Genomic DNA, 22,405 nt, shown 5'->3' on the forward strand with positions numbered 1-22,405 from the left:
GTAATAGACAAGAACGGAGACTACCTCACATTCCTCCATATGGTGCTTATTGGATGCTTCGTACTCCCGGAGCATCAGGACATGGCTGGATCGTCAGCATGGGAGGCTGGATGGGTGGCGACCGTCTTAATACATGGGGTGGTCCTGAAGGCGGTGCTCGTCCCGCCCTCATCATCAACCAATAAAACCCATTAATCTTATTCATCAGCAAAAAAATCGTTCAATCTTAGCCTAAAGAAAGGCGTGACTGAACGATTTTTTTAGTTTCCTCTTTAGAGGAAAGCCATATGTACTACTAGCTTTACCTTAAATATCATAGAGCTTGCTTGCATGTTCATGACTAGTATCAATGATATGTACATCGCGCTTAGTGTCCACGTCATGTTGAGCAAGAAAGCCGTCCATGGTCATGTGGGCTAATTCTTGAATATTGTTGTTCAAGCTGAGATGACCGAGGAAGATACGTTTTGTCTTGTTTCCTAGAACCCTAAAGGCTGCTTCAGCACCGTCCTCGTTGGACAAATGCCCTTGATCACTGAGGATACGTTGCTTTGTCTTCCAAGGATAGCCTCCCATACGCAGGATTTCGATATCATGATTGCTTTCCATGAGATAAGCATCTGCATTTTCAATCGTTCCTCGTATGCGATCACTAACATAACCTGTGTCAGTCAGTAAAACAAAAGACTTATTGTCTTTCATAAAACGATAAAACTGAGGGGCAATAGCATCATGGCTGACACCGAAACTTTCAACATCAATATCACCGAAAGTTTTAGTTTTGCCCATTTCAAAAACATGTTTTTGTTCATGCGGGATTTTTCCCAATGAATTTTTACTGTCCAACTCTTGCCAAGTCAGTTCGTTGGCGTAGAGTTGAATCCCGTATTTTCGAGCAAGAACCCCAATTCCTTTGATGTGATCCCCATGTTCATGCGTGATGAGAAGGGAGTCGATGTCCTTGATATCACGGTCAATTTCTTTCAGAAGACTTTCTATTTTTTTCCCAGACAGTCCGGCATCTACAAGGATTTTCTTTTTTGGGGTTTCTAAGTAAAAAGAATTTCCAGTACTTCCAGAGGCTAAAATCGAATATTTAAATGCTGCTTCCTTACTCATTCAGCAAAATCCTCCCAGTCGTTATTTTCTTGATTGATTTCATCACTGTAGGGGAAAGACAGAGTGAAAGTTGAGCCATTTTTGCCATCAGAAGTGACCTGAATATCGCCTTTGTGCAGTTTCATGATATCGTAGGCAATAGATAGTCCTAAGCCAGTACCACCAATCTGACTGTTTCGAGAAGAATTATCTACGCGATAAAAGCGATCAAAAACTTTAGACAACGCTGGTTTAGGAATCCCTATACCTTGGTCAGCAATAGAGGTAAATGCTTTATTGTTATTACACCATACCGTTACAGTTATAGTGCCACCATTTGGCGAATATTTAAAGGCGTTGTTAATGATGTTGTCAATAACCTGTGAGAGCTTATCAGTGTCAATCTCAAGCCAGATTTCTTGGCGAGGTATTTGGCGCTTAATTTTAAAGTTTCTATAATTTTTTTCGATGATTTTATCAAAACGATCAAGAATATAGTTGATAAAGTCAACATAGTTTATAATTTCAGTATGAAGTTTGACTTTGTCTTGATCCATGCGTGAAAGTTCTAGCAGCTCACCAATCATGCGAATCATACGGTCTGTTTCGTTGAGAGAGACGTCAACAAAGCTCGCAGCTAAGTTGGGGTCAGCGAGTGCTCCATCGTTTAATGCTTCCAAGTAAGCTTTGACAGAAGTTAAAGGTGTTCGCAATTCATGGGAAACGTTAGACACAAAAAGGCGGCGATCACGTTCAGTCTTTTCTTGTTCAGTTGTGTCATGCAAAACGGCTATGATACCAGAGATGAAGCCTGATTCGCTTCGAAAAAGCATGAAATTAACACGAAGAATGACACTTGCCCCTTCACAGTTTACAGTGTTTAAGGTCAGTTCAGGCTCTTTCTGGAGTAAGTCATGAAAAGAATATTTGTCGGATATTTTTAATACCTCTATCAGTTCTTTTCCGAGGATGCCTTCATTCGACTGATCAAGTAAATTCAGAGCTGCGTGGTTAGCCAAGTTAATATGTCCATGTCTGTCTGTTGTGATAACGCCATCGACAAGGTAGGTCAAAATGCTTTCAAGCTGGCTTCTTTGATTTTCGAGATGTTCTTGCCGATCTTCTATTTCATGTCCGAGTGTGATTAATTTATTATAGGCTGTAGAGAGTTCATCATTTTCCGTTGATTTTTGGAGATTCTCATAGTTATTATTTAGAAAATTATCAACTTGATTGGAAATTTTGTTTGCAGTCTGAGCTAAATTGCTGAGGTACCAGATAAGCAAGCTCAGAGTAACGATGTAAAAAATAAAAAACAGTAAGAGGGCTTTTGTATCACTAAGATAATATGTACTGTTCATTATCTCAAAAATGCCAAAAAGAAGTAGATGAATCACTACTCCTTTCAATACTATCGAATTAAAGAATTTATTCATGTGGTTCGCTCATGTAGTAGCCGACACCGCGACGTGTAGACACGTATTGTGGGCGGCTTGGTGTATCTTCAACTTTTTCACGCAAGCGACGAACGGTAACGTCAACAGTACGGACATCCCCAAAGTAGTCATAGCCCCAAACAGTTTCAAGTAATGTTTCACGTGTGATTACTTCACCAAGATGCTGTGCAAGATAGTAAAGTAACTCGAATTCACGATGTGTGAGATCTAACTGCTTCTCATTTTTGTAGGCTGCATAGTGTGTAGGATTGATACGCAAAGTACCAATAACCAATTCTTTTTTAGAATCTTTGGGTTGTTCCACAGGCATGTTTGTAATTCGCCGCAAGTTTGACTTAATGCGCGCCAGCAATTCACGGTTTGAAAATGGCTTCGTAATATAATCATCTGCGCCAAGTTCAAGACCGATAACTTTATCAAACTCTGTATCTTTGGCAGAAACCATCAAAATCGGAACCTCAGAAGTCTTACGGATTTGACGTGTAACTTCAAGGCCATCAATTTTTGGCAACATCAAATCAAGATAGATAAGGTCTGGTTTTTCTGATTCAAAGAGTTCAAGAGCTTCTTCACCATCAAAAGCAGTGACTACTTCATACCCTTCTTTGACGAGATTAAATTTAACAATATCTGAAATTGGCTTTTCGTCGTCAACAACAAGAATTTTTTTCATGATAATCCTTTCGCTTAGATGTATTTAATATTAATTGCTTTTCTCATTATACAATTATTACAGTAGTATAGCAAGGTAAAGATGTCCATAATATAGAAATTTTACAAAAGCGAAATCATTTGTAAAATAAGAAACTTATATGGTAAAAAATGTTTACAAAATAAGAATTTCTGCATAAATTTTGTCACAATGCTCTTTACAGAAATCTATAAGAACTTTGACACACGATTCAGACTTTGGGATACTATTCAAGCAAATTGCAGACAAAAAAGTAAAAAAAATCGTTTCTAGATTTTAGTGAATAGGACACTTGGAGAAAAGCAACTTCCCTGCTTTTTTGCTATAATATAAGTTATGAATGGAATACTTATTAGTCTGGAAGGACCGGATGGAGCCGGTAAAACAACGGTTTTACAAAGGATACTTCCTGAACTAGAAAAATCACGATATGAAGTGCTTGCAACACGTGAACCAGGCGGAGTACGTGTGGCAGAAGAAATTCGCAAGATAATTCTCAGCACAGAAAATACAGAAATTGACAGCAAGACGGAGCTGATGCTATTTGCTGCAGCAAGGCGGCTACACATGCAGACGAAAATGCTCCCTGCTCTTGCAGCAGGGAAACTTGTGCTTGTCGATCGTTTTATTGATTCTTCAGTTGCTTATCAAGGTTATGGACGTGCGCTTGGTGTTGAACCTGTAAATTGGCTTAATGAATTTGCAACAGACGGTCTTAAACCAGATTTGACATTATATTTCGATATTGATACAGATATTGCACTGGAGCGCATCATGAGGAACAGAGCGGATGAGCTGAACCGCCTTGACTTGGAGCGTGCTGAGATGCACCGCAAAGTAAGACAAGGTTATTTAGAAATTGTGCAACATGACCCAGAACGCTTTGTCACAATAGATGCAAGTCAAGATATTGATACAGTTGTTGCAGATACGCTAAGAGCTATCAAAAAAAGGTTTTTCTTGTAATAAAAATTCAAAATTAAGGAGTTTCTATGAAAATCGCAGAAATCCAGCCCATGCTTTATAAAAGATTTCAACATATTTTGCAAAACCATAAGTTGAGTCATGCTTATTTATTCAGTGGTGGTTTCGGCAGTTTTGATATGGCGATATGGTTAAGCCAAGCGATTTTTTGTGAAAATCCAAAGAAAGGTCTACCTTGTGAAGCGTGCCGACATTGTCGGTTAGTCGCAATGGAAGAGTTTACTGACTTGCACATCATTCGTCCAGAAGGGCAAACTATAAAGACGGGTCAGATTCGCGACTTATCAGAGATTTTTAGTCAGTCTGGATTTGAGGGGAGTCAAAAGGTAGTGATTATTACTGAGGCAGAAAAAATGCATAGTAATGCGGCGAATGCTCTCCTCAAGTCCATTGAAGAGCCAGATAACGCAACCCATGTTTTTTTGCTGACAGAAAACGAAAATTTGATTTTACCAACGGTGAAGTCCCGGGCACAAGTCTTTAGCTTTCCTAAAAACAGTGCTTATATGCAAGAATTTCTTGAAAATAGAGGCATATTAAAAACACAGGCAGAGCTGCTTGGACGAATTTGCACTTCTGTTGAAGAGGCCCAGGAGATAGCAGGAGCCTCCTGGTTTACTGAGACTCTCAATAAATTACAACAGCTGATAAAATTAATAAGAACCGATCAGAGAGAAGCCTTTCTTTATCTTTCAAGTGTAGTGGAGAATGTTGAGGAAAAAGAGAGGCAGAAACTTATTTTTTCATTGCTCTTAGAACTGTTTAATCAAGAGAAACTGTCTGAAAAGCTTCAAAGTACTTTTCAGGCAGAAAAGATGTGGAAAAGTAATGTTCGCTTTGGAGCTTGTTTAGAATATATAGTACTGAAATAGGAAGAAAATACTATGATTTATAAAATAGAGTTTACGCATGGGGAGCAAAACGCCTTTGTAAGTAGCTGCATAGCGCTTATGCCCAGAACTCAAGTCATTATCCAAAATGAAAAAGGAAAATGTCATGGGCGTGTAATAAAGCAATTGCCGGAAGGAAGTGAGATGAACACTTCGGGAGAGATTGTGCGTGCAGTAACGGAAGAAGACAGGGAGTTGATTGAAACAACGGAGGAACTTTCGCAAAAAGCATGTACTAAGATTCGTCAAATTGTTGCTGCTCATGGTATCGATATGAAGGTCATCAACGCAGCCTATAATTTAAACCAGAGTCAGCTCTTTGTGTCTTTTACGTCGGAAAACAGAGTAGATTTCCGAGAGTTACTGAAAGAATTGGCAGCGACTTTCCGTACACGTATTGAACTCAGACAGATCGGTGCGCGTGATGCTGCAAAAATTTATGGAGGAGTTGGTCCTTGTGGGCGTCCGCTGTGTTGTTCTGAATTTATCTACGAATTTCCTAATGTTTCGATTAAGATGGCTAAAAATCAGTCCCTATCTTTGAAACAAAGTAAGCTTAATGGTCTCTGTGGGCGTTTGATGTGTTGCCTGTCCTATGAAGACGAGTTTTACCGGGAAGCACGAAAAAATTTCCCTGATTTTGGTGAGCATATTACGACTGCGCAAGGTGAAGGAAAAGTTATCGGATTGAATATTTTGAACAATAAAATTAAGCTACAGCTTGAGCATACGATAAAAGAGTTTGATATTTCAGAGGTTGAGATGTAAGGTGTCTTAAGATTTAGGTGATTTATGGGGGGAACAATGATTGATAAGAATGAGATTTATGTGCAACTTGGACTATTAGAAGAAAGTTTAGCTTATACATTGAGCCAGATTTCAGCAGTACGTGATGCGCTTGATGAATCCTTAAGAGAAAATGCGACAATTCGCATGGAAAATGAGAAGCTACGTGAGCGTTTGGCCCATGTTGAGAAGAAAGAAGGAAAAGCCAGCTCAAAATCAAAAAATGAGCCTAATCCAAATCTTATTCAAATTTTTAATGAAGGCTTTCATGTATGCCACTTGCATTATGCTGAACGTTTGCAAGATGGTGAGAATTGCTTGGACTGTTTGGAGCTGTTATACAGATGATCAATATACAAAGGAGTTTCAAAGGAGAAAAAGAAGCTGGAAAACTCTACTTGGTGCCCACGCCCATTGGCAATATGCAGGATATGACCCTACGTGCGCTAGAAACATTGCGCAGTGTGGACGTGGTGGCAAGTGAGGACACGCGCAATACTCAAAAACTTTTAAACCATTTTGAGATTAAAGTTGCACAAGAATCTTTTCATGAACATAATTCCTTTGAGAAAATTCCCAAGCTTCTGGATTTTCTTTTGGCAGGAAAGTCAGTGGCTCAGGTATCTGATGCAGGCATGCCTTCGATATCGGATCCGGGTCATGACTTGGTTGTTGAAGCGATTAAGCTAAATATTGATGTCATTGCTCTCCCTGGCGCCTCAGCGGGTATTACAGCGCTTATCGCTTCAGGTTTGGTGCCTCAGCCTCATGTTTTTTATGGCTTTTTACCACGAAAAAAGGGGGAGCAGAAAAAGTTTTTGGAAATGAAGAAGGCTTATCCAGAAACGCAGATTTTTTATGAATCCCCATATCGTGTGGCAGAAACCTTAGAGAATATGTTTCAGGTTTATGGCAATCGCCAAGTGACTCTGGTCAGAGAATTGACAAAAATCTATGAAGAATACCGGCGTGGAAAAATTTCCGAAATTTTGCTCTCATTGAAAGAACAACCGATAAAAGGAGAATGCTTGATTATCGTTTCGGGTTTTAGCGGTAGAGGAGAGACTGAAGGAGTTGAAGAAACTTCCCCTTTGGAGGCTGTTGCTCGTCTTGTTGAGGAGGGGATAAAGCCGAATGTGGCCATTAAACAAGTTGCAAAAGAACGGAACTTGGTGCGTCAAGAGCTTTATGCGCAGTATCATAACTTATAAAAAATTTCAAAAAGTAAAAAAAAATCGCTCCATTTGGCATATAATAATGCTTTGTTGAGCGATTTTTTTCTTATTTTGGATAAATTTTTTATCTCTGCATCTCTGATTATGCTTAACAGTGTCCGTCTACATTTTCATTAATCCAGCGCTGATTTTTCTCATCAAAAATTCTTAGCTGGGGATTGTCAAGAATAAATTTAAGAGCTTCTTCTCTGCTTAAACCACTGTATTTAACGGCCGCATCCAAAGTGACAATCTCCATGTTTTCAAGGGCTAAACGTAAATTTTCCATAGGTTCATTATATCTTTTTTTCTAAAATTTAGGAAAAGAAAGTACAGAGCGTCATTTCTCCTACAGATTTTCTTAAAAAGAAATTGCCACTTGATTTTCACTCTCAAATTTTATAAAATTGTCAAGTACCTTTGTGTACCTTAATGGAGAATTTATAGTTATGACTACAAATAAAATGGGCACGGGAACAGCTCATGCTAAATTAATTTTGATTGGAGAGCATTCAGTTGTCCATGGACAGCCTGCCATTGCGCTTCCTGTCAAGATTTTGAAAACAACGGTTACAATTTCTTCTATCAAATACGGACAATACATTGAAAATAATGAATCTCGTCGTAGATTGGATGTGCTGGGAGACGAATTTGAGGGGGTGCGCCAACTTATTTTACGCCTATTGGAGAAATTTCAGTCTGTAAAGCTTCCTTTTTCGTTAGAAGTAGATTCTAATATCCCTCTTGGTCGTGGTTTGGGGGCATCCGCTGCTTTGGCAACAGCCATCACACGTGCTTTTTATGATTTCTTTGACACAGAGCTAACAGATAAGACACTTTTATCTTTTGCCAACTTCTCAGAGAACATCACACACGGGCGCTCATCGGGTATTGATGTGGCAACCGTTAATTCGGAGTCGCCGCTTTGGTTTATCAAGGGGCAAACGGCGGAACCTTTTGACTTGAAGCTTTCAGGCCATTTGGTTATCGGAGACTCAGGAGTACATGGTTTTACAAGTCAGGCTATTAGTATAGTAAGAGAAAAGTTATCTGACAATAGGGTAAAAGCTCAAGAATATATTGAGAATCTGGGAAGTCTTTCTAAAGCTTCAAAAGATTTTTTGATGACCAATAAATTGGAGGAATTTGGGCAGGTGATGAATCAAGCCCATGAAAATCTCTCGGCTCTCGGTGTGTCGCACCCTCGTTTGGATACCCTTGTGGATACGGCCCTAAGAAATGGCGCGCTGGGGGCGAAGCTCACAGGTTCTGGTTTGGGCGGAGTGATGGTCGCTTTGGCTTCTAATGAAAAAGATGCCATCCATATCAGTCAAAAACTTTTGAAAAATGGGGCGAAAAACACTTGGATTTACTCTTTTTAAAGTCTAAAGATGTGATTGACCTTTAGGAATATGGTTTTCCTGAAGGTTTTTTTATTTCAAAATGACTTAAGGTTTTAAGGGGACGTTATTTATAAGCTTGGAGATTGCCTTTAGTCCTTAGATTTTCCTAACTGGTGAAGTACATTTATTTATAAAAGCGTGGCGCTTTCATTTGTCCTTAGAAAGCATTATAATATAAGCAGAGCGATGGAGGAGTATCATGATAAGATATAAAAACATTTTGGTGCCAGTAGATGGCTCAGAAAATGCATACAAGGCACTTCGTGAAGCAGTAGAAATTGCTCAGGCGAATAAGGATGAAATTTCTATTTTGATAGTACAGGATGACGGGAAATTATACGGTCATGCTTTGCCTATTCCTAAACAACGCTACACAAGAGCTTCAGAAATGATTGTGCAAGAAGCTCTAGATGTGGTAAAAGACACTGTCAAAAGTCAAATCTTTGTGGTTGTTGGACTGCCTAAAAAACAGATTGTAGAATTTGCGACAGAGCAGAAAAGTGATTTGATTGTCATGGGAGCTACAGGTGCAAATTATTTTGAGCGAATGACCTTAGGTTCAACTACAGCCTATGTTGTTAACCATGCCCCTTGTAATGTTACAGTGGTGAAGTAGTAGACATGGGCAATATATTTTTCTCATTCAACAGAAATTAAAACAATATACGAATCAGAACAGTTGATTATACACGAGGAACGTAATTCTTTTTCCTGTTCTTTTTTTCTTTATTAAGAGAAGAAAAAAGGGGGAGAACCATAGCAACTTGCAAATTTCCTTTAAAATCTGCGGCAGTTGGGACAAGGTGAAAAATAACAAATGGCTAAATTTCAGTACCTTTGTTATAATGGGAGAGATTAATCCCCACAAGAGGAAAAATAAAATGAATGAAATTACCGTAAGAGCACATACGAATATTGCCTTGATTAAATATTGGGGTAAAGCGAACGTGCCATTAAACATCCCAACAACGAGTTCCTTATCAATGACTTTGGATAGGTTTTACACAACGACTTCAGTTGCATTTGCTGATCAGGATCAGCTGGTCTTAAATGGACAAACTGCAGATGCGACACGGGTGCATAATTTCCTAGACATACTCCGTGCAAAACATGGTGATTTTCCTGCTGTCTTAGTGACTTCGACAAATCATGTGCCCACTGCGGCAGGATTAGCATCATCGGCATCAAGCTTCGCGGCTTTAACAGGTGCAATGTTTAGACTTTTAGAATTGTCAGAAGACTTGACCGAAATGTCTCGCATTGCTCGTCGTGGCTCTGGATCAGCGTCACGCTCGCTTTTTGGAAATTTTGCAGTCTGGAATAAGGGCGAGAATGATGCCTCTTCTTATGCGGAGAGTTTTTATGATGAAGACATCCAACTGTCAATGCTTGTAGCAGAGATTTCAAGTGCGCAAAAGAAAATGCCTTCAACACGAGGCATGCAGCTAGCACAAACCGCACCAACTTATCGTTCTTGGGTAGAAAAATCAGCACGTCAACTGGAAGAAATGAAAGCAGCCATTCGCCAAGCGGATATTGAAAAGATAGGTCTCCTTGCGGAAGACAATGCTTTAGGCATGCATGAGCAAAATCGTTCATGTGCAGAACCTTTTGACTATTTTACAGAGGATACGCGGCGTATCATTGCCTTTGCGCAAAAATGCTATAAGTCAGGACTTCTAGCTTTTGTGACGATTGATGCCGGACCAAATGTGAAGATTATCACGGATAAAGCTACAGAAAAGATACTTTTAGAAAAATTTCGTGCGAATTTCCCAGAAATTACCTTTGATGTCGCACATGCTGGAGGCGGTCTTGAATACTTATAAGATAGATGTTCCTGGAAAGCTTTTTATTGCGGGAGAATATGCGGTCACTCGCCCAGGTGGATTGGCGCTGGTCACTAGTCTGGAAAGTGATTTCCAAGTAAGCATCACAACAGCGACAGAAGTCAGTCTCTTACGAACCAATGTTGATATACCAGACTATACTTTTTCAATGAAAAATTTCAAGCCTGAACGAACAGGTCCGTGGAATTTTGTCATGACGGCGATTGAGTATGTGCGAAAGGAAGTCAAACTGAACGAAGAGTTTGAGCTTGAAATCAAGAGTGGTCTAGGTCTTGGAAAAGACAAAAAAGGCTATGGGTCATCAGCCTGTGTTGTGGTGGGTGTCGTCAATGCGCTTAACGAATTTTTTCGTTTAAATTTGTCACTTGAACAGCGTTTTAGACTTGCTGGACAAGCGCATTACGATGTGCAAGGCAGCGGTTCGCGGGGGGATGTTGCGGCTATTATGTACGGCGGCAGTATCTTTTATGAAAATCATCAACGTGTTTTTCCCATAAATATTCCTTGGCAGCCTTATGTTGTACAGACCAATCAATCTTCTAAGACAGGAGAAAAACTAAAGCAAAAGTGGCCTAAGGAGTTCTTTGAAAAAAGTGATGAACTCGTCATTGAAATCAGCACAGCTATTGATATGCAAGACTTTGCCCTTTTTAAAGAGAAACTTTTAGAAAATCAGATACTCCTCATAAATAACCAGACCAAGGGTTACATGACAGATCAACTTGCCTTGGCCTTAAATATTATTAATAGTCAACCAGAATTGGCTGGGAAAATTTCAGGTGCTGGTTTTGGTGAAAATATCATTCTCTTTGCAGAACATGAGGAGAATATAGCTGAATTGGGTGCTGTCCTTGAAGCAGAAGGGATGAAGCTTGAAAAAGCAAGGATAGGAAAAATAAATGAGTAAAGAAATACATAGTCATCGTAAAGATGAGCATTTGTCACTTGCCTTAAAATACTGGAAGGAAGGGCGAAACCATTCTGAATTTTCATCTGCTCTACGCTTGGTTCCGAATGGTTTGCCTGAAATTTCCACAGAAGAAGTGGATTTATCTCTGACTCTCTTTGGACATCAGTTTGAATTTCCTTTTTACATAGAAGCTATGACAGGCGGCTCAAAAATGGGAAACAGGATTAACTTAGAGCTTGCCGAAATAGCTGCCAGTCAAAAGCTTGCTATGGCTGTTGGCTCACAGTCTATTGCCCTTAAATACCCTGAGTTGGCGGAAGGCTTTCGTCAAGTGCGTCAGCATAACCCTCAAGGCTTTATTTTTGCGAACATAGGCGCAGGGCATTCATTGGAAAACGCTCAAAAAGCTGTCGAGATGCTCTCTGCTGATGCTTTAGAAATCCATATCAATACTGGCCAAGAGTTAGTCATGAAAGACAGTGAAGGAGATCGTTCTTTTTACTGGCTTGAAAATATCAACGGTATTGCTGAAAACTTAGGAGTTCCTGTTGTAGTCAAAGAAGTAGGCTTTGGTATGAGCCAAAAAATGTTCAAGCAACTCAGTCAGACAGCTGTAGCAGGAATTAATATTGGCGGCAAAGGAGGAACGAACTTTGCTTGGATTGAACGTGAGCGAGGCCAAACTACTCTAAACTTAGACCATTACGGTTTCACGGGACCAGAAAGTCTCGTAGAAGCCCGACTGGCCAAAAATAATAAGCCCTTAATTGCTACGGGAGCTGTGTCTTCTTCAATGGATATTCTTGCAGCACAGCTTTTTGGGGCCTCTCTCGTAAGCTCTGCCGGATATGTCCTGTCTGTGCTTAAGGATGAAGGTTCTCAGGCCTTGGATGAACTGTTTAGTCAGTGGAAAGATGAGCTGGTGAAACTCTATACTTTAGTTGGCGCCCGTCAGTTCAATGATCTATCACAGGTCGAATTTATCTATAATCAATCCTTGAGGCATTTTCTTGAAGAAAGAAAAGATAAGCAGATAATTTTGTAAACGGTTCTTATTTCTTTATAATATAGAGTATATTAACATTTAAGGAGAATATTATGGCTTACACACTTCCAGAATTACCTTACGCATACGATGCTTTGGAACCTTTCTTTGATGAAGAAACAATGCATCTGCATCATGATAAACATCACCAAACTTATGTAAATAATCTTAATGCAGCCATCGAGAAGCACCCTGAATTTTTTGATAAAACTGTTGGAGAATTAGTGGCTTATTTGGACAGTTTACCAGAAGATATTCGTACTGCAGTACGCAATAATGGTGGTGGGCATCTTAATCACACAATGTTCTGGGAATGGTTAGCTCCAAACGCAGGTGGTGCGCCAACGGGCGACATTGCTGCAGCAATTGATGAAGCTTTCGGCTCATTTGACAACTTTAAAGCTGAATTTAAGGCTGCTGCCACAGGTCGTTTCGGTTCCGGCTGGGCTTGGTTGGTTCTTGACTATGGTAAACTTAAAGTTGTTTCTACAGCAAACCAAGACAATCCAATTTCTGACGGTCAAATTCCGGTGCTTGGTCTTGACGTTTGGGAACATGCTTATTACTTGAAGTACCGCAACGTTCGTCCAGATTATATTGAAGCTTTCTTCAGCCTGATTAACTGGGATAAGGTAAACGAACTTTATACAAAGGCTAAATAAGCGTAAAAGGATAGAGCGCTGCTCTTAAATTAATAAAGTCTTAAGACCAGATCTTTGAAGAAGAGAGTCTGGTCTTTTTAATGCATGTCTGGGCTTTTATCTGAAAAAGTTCCCCTATGGAAAAGGGAAGTTCATGATGCCCTTGCTATGGTACATGTAGTGGTATTGGATAAATCTGTCTTTTTGCTTTGCCATTGCGTTAGTTTTTCTATCTGCTTATTAAGGATTGTGGGGAATTATTTTGGAATTTCCATGTCAGTTTGGAAGTAACTTCCCCTCGGACTGTCTATGATATAATGAAAACATGTTAACTTTTCCACTGATTAATGACATTTCACGTAAAATCATCCATATTGATATGGATGCCTTTTTTGCATCGGTGGAAATTCGTGATAATCCAAGATTGAAAGGAAAACCTGTTGTTATTGCTCGGAGCCCTTTACAGACAGGAGGACGAGGTGTTGTTTCAACTTGTTCTTATGAAGCAAGAGCTTTTGGTATTCATTCGGCAATGAGTGCCAAGGAAGCTTACGATCTCTGTCCACAGGCTATTTTTATTAGTGGAAATTATGAAAAATACCGTGCAGTTTCCGAACAGGTGCGTGAAATTTTTAGGCGTTATACGGATGAAATTGAAGCTGCTTCTATCGATGAAGCTTATCTAGATGTAACTGAGAACAAGATAGGATCAACAAGTGCAATAAAAATCGCCAAGCTTATTCAACATGATATCTTTGTTGAGCTTGGCTTGACCTGTTCGGCAGGAGTTTCTTACAATAAGTTCTTAGCAAAGATTGCTTCGGATTATGAAAAGCCACACGGTCTGACGGTTATCATGCCTAAAGATGCTAAAAAGTTTTTAGCAGACCTTCCAGTTGAAAAATTTCATGGAGTAGGCAAGGCAACCGAAATGAAGCTGCATGAGATGGGCATATTTACAGGAGCAGACATACAGGCAGCAGATCCTTTAGTTTTAGCAGAACGCTTTGGTCTTTACGGATGGAAACTTTTTCAAAAAGCAAATGGTATCCATGATTCGGCAGTAGTTACTAGCCGCCAGCGTAAGTCTGTAGGAAAAGAGAAAACCTATGGCAAATTACTTTATCAGATTGAAGATGTAAAGCAAGAGCTCATCAATCTATCAGAACGCGTTGCAGACAGTCTTAAAAAACATCATCTTAAAGGAGATACAGTCGTTTTAAAGTTGCGTTATTCAGACTTTCGAACTTTAACAAAAAGAAAAAAACTTTCTGAGAAACTGAGTGAAGCAGAAGCTTTGGCACTTGTTGCTCAAGATTTACTTGAGGAAATTGACTATGATGATACCCTAGGAGTTCGCCTTCTGGGTGTGACGCTTACTGGATTTGGGGCAGAAGAATTACGATTAGATATGCCAGACTAAGAAAAGGAATAAAGGGTAATTTTCGTTCTTTTTTGATCAATAAGAAGCAGAGTCCAAGTATACACGCAATTTGAATCAAAGAAAGCAGCTGATTTAGTGAAAGCGAAAATGATGCGAGAAAAAGCCAGAGAAAATCTCCAGCACCGATTTTGATGTCGAAAAAATAAGAAAAGTAGGCAAGGCCCAGCCAAAAATACGTCCAAGCATTTGAGGGAAAGCATAAGAAAAATATTCCGGCAAAAAATAGCCCGAGACTCAAAGGGTAAGAAAAAGAATCAATATCAAACTTGCTTAGAAGCAAGCTAAGGAGCAAGGTCCAAAAATGTAAAAAATCTAAATCAAACCATGCGGCTACAAATAAAACCCCTGTCAAAAATTCTAGAAAAAAATAGCTATAAGAAAAACGGGCTTGGCAATAGAAACAGCGGCTTTTAAAAATGAGTTGAGAAAACAAAGGGACTAACTGCTTCCATGTCAGTACCCTTTGACAACTGTTACAGCGAGAACGTCCCCAGATAATGGAATCCTTTGAATACCAGCGGTCGGTGACCAATCCTAGAAAAGAGCCAACACTGCAACCCACTGTAAAAATGAAAAATACAAGCATACTTATGAAGACGTAAAAAAGCGAAAAAATTCACCAAAGAATTAAAATAAGAGATAGTGGTTTAAAAAGTAGTTAAAAAATATAAATAAAACTGTACCCGCCAAGGGCAGCTGGAATAAAGGTCTCAAAAATACAAAGTGCTTAAGCAGCGGTATCAGCATATGGAGGCAAAAAGTGCTAGTCCCCACCTTCCCTTCTGTTTGGCAAGCTAACATGTTATTGTAGAAAACGAAAGAGTGGCAGTAGAATTGTAAATAGCCGCTTGGTTATCCATTGTACGGTCTAAAAGTATCCATTTGGTGAAGTTCTTCTACAGCTCCTATATTTGCTTGCGTTTTTGGCACATATCTTCCGCAATGGATAGTTCAAAGATTGGATTAGGGACAAGCAGTCAAGCTCTAATTTATAGGGAATAAGAGGCTCTGTCTTATGCTTTAAAGTGCTGTAAATCCTCTTGACAATTGTACCAATATCTATACGATATGTGCGGTTCTATTATTGGATTACTTGGCTATATTTTTATATAATTATAGTAGAAATAAAAAATTGGAGGTTACTATGTCAAAGGAAAAAACACAAGAAGTTTTGAATCAAACAGTTGCAGATTTATCTAAAGCAGCAGCGCTTATTCACCAAACTCACTGGTATATGCGTGGTTCTGGCTTCTTAACATTGCACCCTAAAATGGACGAGTTCATGGATGGACTGAACGATCATTTAGATGAGTTTGCAGAACGTTTAATCACTATCGGTGGTTCACCTGTTTCAACACTTAAAGAATTTGATGAAAAGTCAAAAATTGAGCTTCATCCTGCAACTTGGGACAAGTCAATGTCTGAACGTTTGCAAGAAGTTTTGAATGCCTATAAGTACTTGGCGAAACTTTTCCAAGAAGGTATGGACGTGGCTGAAGCTGAAGGAGATGCAGTTACAGTTGACCTTTATACAGTTGCACTAGGCGATGTTGAGAAAACAATCTGGATGCTTGAAGCAGAGCTTGGATAATAAAAAGAACCTTAGTTTTTAAGGTTCTTTTCGTTATCCTTTTTTTATTTTCCCTGTCCAGTTGTTAAGCCCATCTTTGAGGATATAAATTTCAGGGACACCAGCTTTTTTGAGTTGCTTAGCGACCTTGACTGAGGCAAGTGGTTTGCCATTTTCATAGAGCAAGACGGGTTTCTTTTTATTGATAGCGTTTAGGCTCTGCTCCATCTGTGAGGCTGGTAAATTACGCGCGCTGAGGATATGCTTTACACGAAATTCTGAAATCTCGCGTATATCAATAAGTTGTGATGTTGCCATCAAGCGTTCAAATTCAAGCTGTTCCACAACTTTAGCATTACGCTTAAGTGTCCAACGTGGATAGATGAAAAAGACGATGATGATAGCTAAAAGTATAAAGTTAATGACCCAAAGCATTTGTTTTCTCCTAAGATTATTTTTTAAATTTTAAAGCGAGACTTGCTGCGCCGATAATACCAGCATCATTCCCCAGTTCAGCAAGTTTTATTTTTGTTGATTCACGTACAGTTGGGAAAGAGTATTTTTTGAAGTTTGCTTCTACTTTGGCGCGAAGAAATTCGCCAGCAGCAGATACTCCACCCCCGATAACGATAGCAGCAGGATTAAGTGTGCTTCCAAGATTTGCGCAAGCAAAGCCAAGATAGTAAGCAAACTTATCAACGACACTCAATGAAAAGGCATCGCCAGCCTCAGCTGCAATAAAGATGTCTTTAGAAGTTACTTCGTCACCGTTGTCAATACTTGCTTTAATTTGGCTGTCGCCTTCGTATTCTTCAGCGAATTTTCTTGCGAGACGTACAATACCAGTTGCAGAAGTTACCGTCTCAAGGCAGCCATAGTTTCCACATGTACAAGCAAAGCCGTTATGGGGTTCTACAACGATATGTCCGATTTCCCCAGCGGCGCCTACAATACCGTGGAGGAGAGCACCATCGGCAACAATACCGCCACCAACACCAGTTCCTAAGGTGATAAAGACAACATCGGGTTGATTTTCGCCAGCACCAACCCAGCGTTCGCCTAAAGCAGCAACATTTGCATCATTATCAAGGATAAAAGGTAGTCCAACACCTTGGCTGATTGGGACTCCAACTTCTTGGACATCTTCCCAGTTTAGATTGTATGCACCACGGACAGTAGCAGCTTCAATATCAACTGTACCAGGCGTTCCCATACCAATACCGACGAAGTCTGATTTATCCAAGTTGTAAAGTTCCAAGCGGTGGTTGATGGATTCGATAATATCAGGGACGATGTGCTTTCCGTCATTCAAGATATTTGTCGGGATAGCCCACTTATCTTGTACCTCACCTTCAAGTGTCAAAATCCCAAACTTGATGGACGTTCCACCGAGATCAACACCAATAATTTTGTTAGCCATTTCGTTTATCCTCCTCAATTCTTTCTTCACGACGTAAAATAAGTTGAGCTGTAAGGTAGTCCTCATCACTTTTCTCGAAAATACCTTGCTCAGCCATTTGGGAGAGTTCTTGTTGCATAAAATAAATCGCATCTAAGCGATTGGTCATGAAATTAATAAACCCATATTTTTTTAACATTTCTTGTACATCGTAAAGTGTTCTCATCTCTCTATTTTACCTTAACTGTAAGCGGTTTTCAAGTGTTGGGAGGAATTTTTCTCTCTAACATTCGGTGTGTATTTAGCCATGATTTTTTTCAAAGAAAGGGGACAAATTTATAAGGGGAGGAGCATGACTTTTCTCTCTAAAACTTGTAAACGCGTGCATTTTCGCCTTTGCCTAAAAGTGTGCTATAATAAGTCTGATATATTGTTTGGGCGCCCATGAAAGCTAGCGTTCAAGCTGTGGAGATACGATTTCCGCAGGAAATTTTCGAAAGAATAGGTAGAAATAAATTGACTAAATTACGCGAAAACATCAGAAACGTTGCGATTATTGCCCACGTCGACCATGGTAAAACAACTTTGGTTGATGAGTTGCTTAAACAATCTCAAACGCTTGATGCCCGTACAAACCTCGCTGAACGCGCGATGGACTCCAACGCTCTTGAACAAGAACGTGGGATTACAATCCTTGCTAAAAATACAGCCGTAGAATATGGCGACACACGCATTAACATCTTGGACACACCAGGGCACGCGGACTTCGGTGGTGAAGTAGAACGTATCATGAAGATGGTTGACGGCGTTGTTCTTGTCGTGGATGCTTATGAAGGTACAATGCCTCAAACACGTTTTGTATTGAAAAAAGCTTTGGATCAAAACTTGACACCAATCGTTGTCGTGAACAAAATCGATAAACCATCTGCACGTCCACAAGAAGTTGTTGATGAAGTTTTGGAACTTTTCATCGAACTTGGTGCAGACGATGATCAATTGGATTTCCCAGTAGTTTATGCTTCAGCAATTAACGGTTCATCTTCATTGAGCGATGATCCAGCAGATCAAGAAGCAACGATGGATCCAATCTTCAACACAATCATCGAACACATTCCAGCGCCTATCGATAACTCTGACGAACCCTTGCAATTCCAAGTTTCTCTTTTGGACTACAATGATTTCGTGGGTCGTATTGGTATCGGACGTGTCTTCCGTGGAACGATCAAAGTAGGCGACAATGTAACCTTGTCTAAACTTGATGGTTCAACGAAGAACTTCCGTGTCACAAAACTTTTTGGTTTCTTTGGGCTTGAACGTCAAGAAATCACAGAAGCAAAAGCAGGGGACTTGATTGCTGTTTCTGGTATGGACGATATCTTCGTTGGTGAAACTGTTACACCGACAGATGCTGTTGAACCATTGCCAGTACTTCACATTGACGAACCAACACTTCAAATGACTTTCCTTGTAAATAACTCACCATTCGCAGGACGCGAAGGTAAATGGGTAACTGCACGTAAAGTTGAAGAACGTTTGCAAGCAGAACTTCAAACAGACGTTTCGCTTCGTGTTGAAAGTACTGATTCACCAGATAAATGGATCGTTTCAGGCCGTGGAGAGTTGCACTTGTCTATCCTTATCGAAACAATGCGTCGTGAAGGCTATGAACTTCAAGTGTCACGTCCAGAAGTTATCGTTAAAGAAATCGACGGCGTAGAGTGCGAACCATTTGAACGTGTACGTATCGACACACCTGAAGAATATCAAGGTTCAATCATCCAAGCCCTTTCAGAACGTAAAGGGGATATGTTGGATATGGAAATCACTGGTAACGGTCAAGCCCGTTTGGTCTTCTTAGTCCCAGCACGTGGTTTGATTGGTTTCACAACAGAATTTATGTCAATGACACGTGGTTATGGTATCATGAACCACACCTTTGACCAATATATGCCAATGGTTAAAGGAACAATCGGTGGACGTAGTCGTGGGGCTTTGATTTCTATGGATCAGGGGACAGTAACAGCTTATGCTATGGGCTATGTACAAGAACGCGGCGTCCTCTTTGTTGAACCAGGAACAGAAGTTTATGGTGGTATGATTATTGGTGAACACTCACGTGATAATGACCTAACTGTTAACGTTACAAAAGCTAAGCAACAAACAAACGTTCGTTCATCTAATAAAGACTCAACTTCAGTGCTCAATGCTTCTAAAATCTTGTCACTTGAAGAATCTCTCGAGTTCTTGGGTGATGATGAATACATGGAAGTCACACCAGAGTCCATCCGCTTGCGTAAACAAATTCTTGACAAAGCAATGCGTGAAAAGGCAACGAAGAAGAAAAAAAAATGCTGAGTAATAGAGTTGAAACGTCTTTCTAATCTCAGAAGAGAAGCAGTTTTAAAAGCAAATAAGATAAGGAGAAAAGCATGTTTTATCTGATACTTTTGGTTTTATTTGCCTTGGGCTATATCTTTTTAATGCCTAAGGATGTGAGAAGAAGTACAGATATCTTTGTCTTTGCCTCAGTGGCTGTGCTTATCGTTGCTGTTGTAATTGGTCAGGCTGTCAGTCATAGAGCAGCCTTGTATGATATTGCAATGGTGATTGCCCTTTTAGCGCTTGCTTTTAAGGCACTTGTGGAAATTGAAAAATTATAGAAAAAATAGTTTGTCTCTGACAGACTATTTTTTGGAGGTAATATGGATATAGAAAAAATCGAAAAAGCCTTCGGTTTTGTACTTGAGAACATCATGGGGATTCAAGCTGAACTGACGACGGATTTTTATGATGCCTTTGTGGAACAAAATGCAGCTTATCTGGGGGCCTTGGAGTTTGCTGACATTACAAAAGTTAACAATGACAAGGTTCGTTCAATGAATCTTACAAAGAGTGAGTGGCAGAAACTTTTTCAGTTTGTCTTACTCCAAGGGTCACGTGTAGCACCGATGCAGGCAAATCACGCTTTAACACCAGATTCCATTGGGTTCATCTTTAATTTTATTATCGAAGAACTACATAAGGAGAGGAAAGTACGTGTGCTGGAGTTTGGCTCAGGTACAGGAAACTTGGCAGAAACGCTCCTGGTTTATTTGCAGAAAGAGTTGGACTATGTCGGTTTTGAGATAGATGACTTATTATTGGATTTGGCTGCTTCTATGTCAGAAGTGATAGGAACCGATGCAACTTTTGTGCAAGTAGATGCAGTGAAACCCCAAACATTAGAGGCTGTAGACCTTGTGGTTAGTGATCTTCCGGTGGGATATTATCCTGATGATGAAACCGCGCGCCATTTTCAAGTTCACGACAAGTCAGAGCATACTTATGTCCATCATTTGATGATGGAGCAATCCTTTAAATATCTTAAAGAGACAGGATTTGCTCTTTTCCTGGCACCGGATAATCTTTTAACCAGTGCACAATCAGAGCTCCTGAAAGGCTGGATAAAAGAAAACGCCCATGTCGCAGCAGTTATCACACTGCCTTCATCGCTGTTTAAAGGGGCTGGAAAATCGATTTATCTACTCAGCAAAAAGCAGCTGCACACACCTACTTTTGTCTATCCGTTGACCGACTTAGCAGACCCTTCTGTTTTACAAGAATTTATGTCTGAGTTTGTGAAAAATGTCAAGATTTGACCAAAAACTCTTAGCCAGTCACTGCCTTCAATTTGGTTTTGTGATATAATTTAAGGGAGAATTGAAAGAAGAAGGAACAAATAAAATGACAAAAACGCTTGCAGTTAACGCTGGTTCATCATCAATGAAATGGCAAATGTATGAGATGCCTGAAGAAAAAGTTCTTGCCAAAGGTTTGATTGAACGTATTGGCTTAAAAGATTCAGTTACAACTGTAAAGTTTGGAGACCAAAAAGAAGAGCGGGTACTTGATATTGTAGACCACACACAAGCCGTTCATATTTTGCTTGAAGATTTGAAGCGTCTCCACATTGTTGAAGAATTTACTGAAATCACGGGAGTGGGACACCGTGTGGTTGCTGGTGGAGAAATTTTTAAAAAATCTACTTTGATTAACCAAGAAGTTGTGCAACAAATAGAGGAACTGTCGCCGCTTGCTCCACTGCACAATCCAGCAAATGCAGCAGGAATCAAGGCCTTCTTGGAACTCCTGCCTGATGCTACAGCTGTAGCTGTGTTTGATACGGCTTTCCACACAACAATGCCTGAAAAAGCTTTCCGTTATCCTTTGCCTAAAAAATATTACACTGAAAATGCCGTGCGTAAATACGGGGCACACGGAACTTCACACATGTTTGTGGCACAGGAAGCTGCAAAAATGTTGGGCAAGGATATTAAGGATACAAAAATTATCACTGCACACATCGGAAATGGTGGTTCTATCACTGCTGTTAAGGGTGGCGAGTCAATGGATACCTCAATGGGCTTCACACCATTAGCAGGGATAATGATGGGAACACGTACAGGCGATATGGATCCTTCTGTTTTCCCTTACCTTATTGCCAACGATGATTCACTCAAAGATGCTCAAGACGTTGTCGATATGATGAATAAAGAGTCAGGCTTGCTTGGTGTATCGGGCTTGTCTTCAGATATGCGTGAAATCATTGCTGCACGTGATGCAGGAGATGCAGATGCAAGTTTGGCCTTTGAGATGTATGTGGACCGTATACAAAAATTTATAGGACAATACTTAGCTGTGTTGAATGGTGCAGATGCGATTGTATTTACAGCAGGTGTAGGTGAAAACTCTGCTCCTGTACGTGAAGCTGTCTTAAAAGGACTGTCATGGTTTGGCATTGATGTTGATTTTTCTAAGAATGTTTTTGGCTTTGAAGGTGAACTGTCAACGCCAGAGTCGCGTGTTAAGGTCTTTGTTATTCCAACTGACGAAGAACTTGTTATTGCGCGTGATGTTGAAGCGGCGAAAGCTAAGTAAAAAGTGGTGAGATTAAGTGAAGAAGCTCTAGCTCAGGCAAGAGCTTCTTTTTTGTCCGCTTTTCAGGCGCTGGTTACGGAAGCTGAAAACAAGTCCAAGTGAAAGC

At 40.0% G+C, this 22,405-nt stretch carries 25 protein-coding genes and 1 pseudogene; 18 read left to right on the top strand and 8 right to left on the bottom strand.

Features of this window, described 5'->3' with window-relative positions; translation table 11 throughout:
• Positions 1-185, top strand: a pseudogene (locus B4H39_RS05525) (hypothetical protein); the annotation flags it as partial.
• Positions 186-306: 121 nt separating this feature from the next.
• Here B4H39_RS05525 and B4H39_RS05530 read toward each other — a convergent pair.
• From B4H39_RS05530 to yycF, 3 genes are read right to left on the bottom strand one after another with little or no spacing between them, the layout of a single operon-like run.
• Positions 307-1,119: an MBL fold metallo-hydrolase gene (locus B4H39_RS05530; protein WP_251423471.1), complete on the bottom strand. Its 813-nt coding sequence runs from the start codon at positions 1,117-1,119 to the stop codon at positions 307-309.
• The gene (locus B4H39_RS05535; protein ID WP_251423469.1) at positions 1,116-2,534 is read right to left on the bottom strand and encodes an ATP-binding protein; all 1,419 of its coding nucleotides are present in this window, start codon (positions 2,532-2,534) and stop codon (positions 1,116-1,118) included. Before B4H39_RS05535 ends, B4H39_RS05530 begins: the two co-directional genes overlap by 4 nt.
• The gene (gene yycF / locus B4H39_RS05540; protein ID WP_202231237.1) at positions 2,527-3,228 is read right to left on the bottom strand and encodes a response regulator YycF; all 702 of its coding nucleotides are present in this window, start codon (positions 3,226-3,228) and stop codon (positions 2,527-2,529) included. Before yycF ends, B4H39_RS05535 begins: the two co-directional genes overlap by 8 nt.
• A 354-nt stretch (positions 3,229-3,582) precedes the next feature.
• Between yycF and tmk the strand changes: the two genes are divergently transcribed.
• From tmk to rsmI, 5 genes are read left to right on the top strand one after another with little or no spacing between them, the layout of a single operon-like run.
• Entirely contained in the window at positions 3,583-4,212 is a 630-nt protein-coding gene (gene tmk, locus B4H39_RS05545; RefSeq protein WP_202231236.1) for a dTMP kinase, read from the top strand.
• Positions 4,213-4,238: 26 nt separating this feature from the next.
• Entirely contained in the window at positions 4,239-5,102 is an 864-nt protein-coding gene (locus B4H39_RS05550) for a DNA polymerase III subunit delta' (RefSeq protein ID WP_251423467.1), read from the top strand.
• A gap of 12 nt (positions 5,103-5,114) precedes the next feature.
• Entirely contained in the window at positions 5,115-5,888 is a 774-nt protein-coding gene (gene ricT / locus B4H39_RS05555; protein WP_251423464.1) for a regulatory iron-sulfur-containing complex subunit RicT, read from the top strand.
• A 24-nt stretch (positions 5,889-5,912) separates the two neighbouring features.
• Complete coding sequence (locus B4H39_RS05560; protein WP_202231233.1) at positions 5,913-6,254, top strand: initiation control protein YabA; 342 nt, start codon at positions 5,913-5,915, stop codon at positions 6,252-6,254.
• A complete protein-coding gene (gene rsmI / locus B4H39_RS05565; RefSeq protein ID WP_251423461.1) occupies positions 6,251-7,117 on the top strand; it encodes a 16S rRNA (cytidine(1402)-2'-O)-methyltransferase in 867 nt (288 codons plus the stop codon). The genes B4H39_RS05560 and rsmI overlap by 4 nt, the downstream gene beginning before the upstream one ends.
• A gap of 112 nt (positions 7,118-7,229) precedes the next feature.
• Here rsmI and B4H39_RS05570 read toward each other — a convergent pair whose 3' ends face one another.
• On the bottom strand, positions 7,230-7,409 hold the full coding sequence (locus B4H39_RS05570) for a hypothetical protein (protein WP_202231231.1): 180 nt from the start codon (positions 7,407-7,409) through the stop codon (positions 7,230-7,232).
• 160 nt (positions 7,410-7,569) lie between these two features.
• On the opposite strand from B4H39_RS05570, the gene mvk reads away from it, so the two are divergent.
• From mvk to dinB, 7 genes are all read left to right on the top strand, one after another.
• Positions 7,570-8,502 (top strand): mevalonate kinase, encoded by a 933-nt coding sequence (mvk, locus tag B4H39_RS05575; protein WP_202231230.1) that lies wholly within the window; start codon positions 7,570-7,572, stop codon positions 8,500-8,502.
• 223 nt (positions 8,503-8,725) lie between these two features.
• Complete coding sequence (locus B4H39_RS05580) at positions 8,726-9,139, top strand: universal stress protein (RefSeq protein ID WP_202231240.1); 414 nt, start codon at positions 8,726-8,728, stop codon at positions 9,137-9,139.
• A 265-nt stretch (positions 9,140-9,404) separates the two neighbouring features.
• Positions 9,405-10,352 (top strand): diphosphomevalonate decarboxylase, encoded by a 948-nt coding sequence (gene mvaD / locus B4H39_RS05585; protein WP_251423459.1) that lies wholly within the window; start codon positions 9,405-9,407, stop codon positions 10,350-10,352.
• The gene (locus B4H39_RS05590; RefSeq protein ID WP_202231228.1) at positions 10,339-11,280 is read left to right on the top strand and encodes a mevalonate kinase family protein; all 942 of its coding nucleotides are present in this window, start codon (positions 10,339-10,341) and stop codon (positions 11,278-11,280) included. Before mvaD ends, B4H39_RS05590 begins: the two co-directional genes overlap by 14 nt.
• On the top strand, positions 11,273-12,328 hold the full coding sequence (gene fni, locus B4H39_RS05595; protein ID WP_202231227.1) for a type 2 isopentenyl-diphosphate Delta-isomerase: 1,056 nt from the start codon (positions 11,273-11,275) through the stop codon (positions 12,326-12,328). The genes B4H39_RS05590 and fni overlap by 8 nt, the downstream gene beginning before the upstream one ends.
• Before the next feature lie 53 nt (positions 12,329-12,381).
• Entirely contained in the window at positions 12,382-12,990 is a 609-nt protein-coding gene (locus tag B4H39_RS05600) for a superoxide dismutase (protein WP_202231226.1), read from the top strand.
• A 304-nt stretch (positions 12,991-13,294) separates the two neighbouring features.
• Positions 13,295-14,392, top strand: a complete 1,098-nt coding sequence (dinB, locus tag B4H39_RS05605; protein WP_251423454.1) for a DNA polymerase IV — start codon at positions 13,295-13,297, stop codon at positions 14,390-14,392.
• On the opposite strand, the gene B4H39_RS05610 is transcribed toward dinB, so the two are convergent.
• Positions 14,346-14,999 (bottom strand): prepilin peptidase, encoded by a 654-nt coding sequence (locus B4H39_RS05610; protein WP_202231224.1) that lies wholly within the window; start codon positions 14,997-14,999, stop codon positions 14,346-14,348. The two genes, dinB and B4H39_RS05610, sit on opposite strands and share 47 nt — an antisense overlap.
• A 558-nt stretch (positions 15,000-15,557) precedes the next feature.
• Here B4H39_RS05610 and B4H39_RS05615 point away from each other — a divergent pair.
• Positions 15,558-16,004 (top strand): Dps family protein, encoded by a 447-nt coding sequence (locus B4H39_RS05615; protein ID WP_251423450.1) that lies wholly within the window; start codon positions 15,558-15,560, stop codon positions 16,002-16,004.
• Positions 16,005-16,037: 33 nt separating this feature from the next.
• On the opposite strand, the gene B4H39_RS05620 is transcribed toward B4H39_RS05615, so the two are convergent.
• From B4H39_RS05620 to B4H39_RS05630, 3 genes are read right to left on the bottom strand one after another with little or no spacing between them, the layout of a single operon-like run.
• Positions 16,038-16,418: a rhodanese-like domain-containing protein gene (locus tag B4H39_RS05620; RefSeq protein WP_251423447.1), complete on the bottom strand. Its 381-nt coding sequence runs from the start codon at positions 16,416-16,418 to the stop codon at positions 16,038-16,040.
• 16 nt (positions 16,419-16,434) lie between these two features.
• Positions 16,435-17,403 carry an ROK family glucokinase gene (locus tag B4H39_RS05625; protein ID WP_202231221.1) on the bottom strand — a complete coding sequence of 323 codons (969 nt, stop codon included), beginning with the start codon at positions 17,401-17,403 and terminating at the stop codon, positions 16,435-16,437.
• Positions 17,396-17,608, bottom strand: a complete 213-nt coding sequence (locus tag B4H39_RS05630) for a YqgQ family protein (protein ID WP_202231220.1) — start codon at positions 17,606-17,608, stop codon at positions 17,396-17,398. Before B4H39_RS05630 ends, B4H39_RS05625 begins: the two co-directional genes overlap by 8 nt.
• A 290-nt stretch (positions 17,609-17,898) precedes the next feature.
• Here B4H39_RS05630 and typA point away from each other — a divergent pair, with 290 nt between their 5' ends.
• The 4 genes from typA (at position 17,899) to B4H39_RS05650 (ending at position 22,299) form a co-directional block, all read left to right on the top strand.
• Positions 17,899-19,737 (top strand): translational GTPase TypA, encoded by a 1,839-nt coding sequence (gene typA / locus B4H39_RS05635; RefSeq protein ID WP_251423444.1) that lies wholly within the window; start codon positions 17,899-17,901, stop codon positions 19,735-19,737.
• Between the two features lie 74 nt (positions 19,738-19,811).
• Positions 19,812-20,042, top strand: coding sequence for a DUF3165 family protein (locus B4H39_RS05640; protein WP_202231218.1), 231 nt, complete (start codon positions 19,812-19,814; stop codon positions 20,040-20,042).
• Between the two features lie 42 nt (positions 20,043-20,084).
• Positions 20,085-21,020, top strand: coding sequence for a class I SAM-dependent methyltransferase (locus B4H39_RS05645; protein ID WP_251423441.1), 936 nt, complete (start codon positions 20,085-20,087; stop codon positions 21,018-21,020).
• A gap of 85 nt (positions 21,021-21,105) precedes the next feature.
• Positions 21,106-22,299 carry an acetate kinase gene (locus tag B4H39_RS05650; RefSeq protein ID WP_251423438.1) on the top strand — a complete coding sequence of 398 codons (1,194 nt, stop codon included), beginning with the start codon at positions 21,106-21,108 and terminating at the stop codon, positions 22,297-22,299.
• Positions 22,300-22,405 lie beyond the last annotated feature (106 nt).

Source organism: Lactococcus sp. UBA7128 (genome assembly GCF_002492185.1).
Taxonomy (GTDB): domain Bacteria; phylum Bacillota; class Bacilli; order Lactobacillales; family Streptococcaceae; genus Lactococcus; species Lactococcus muris.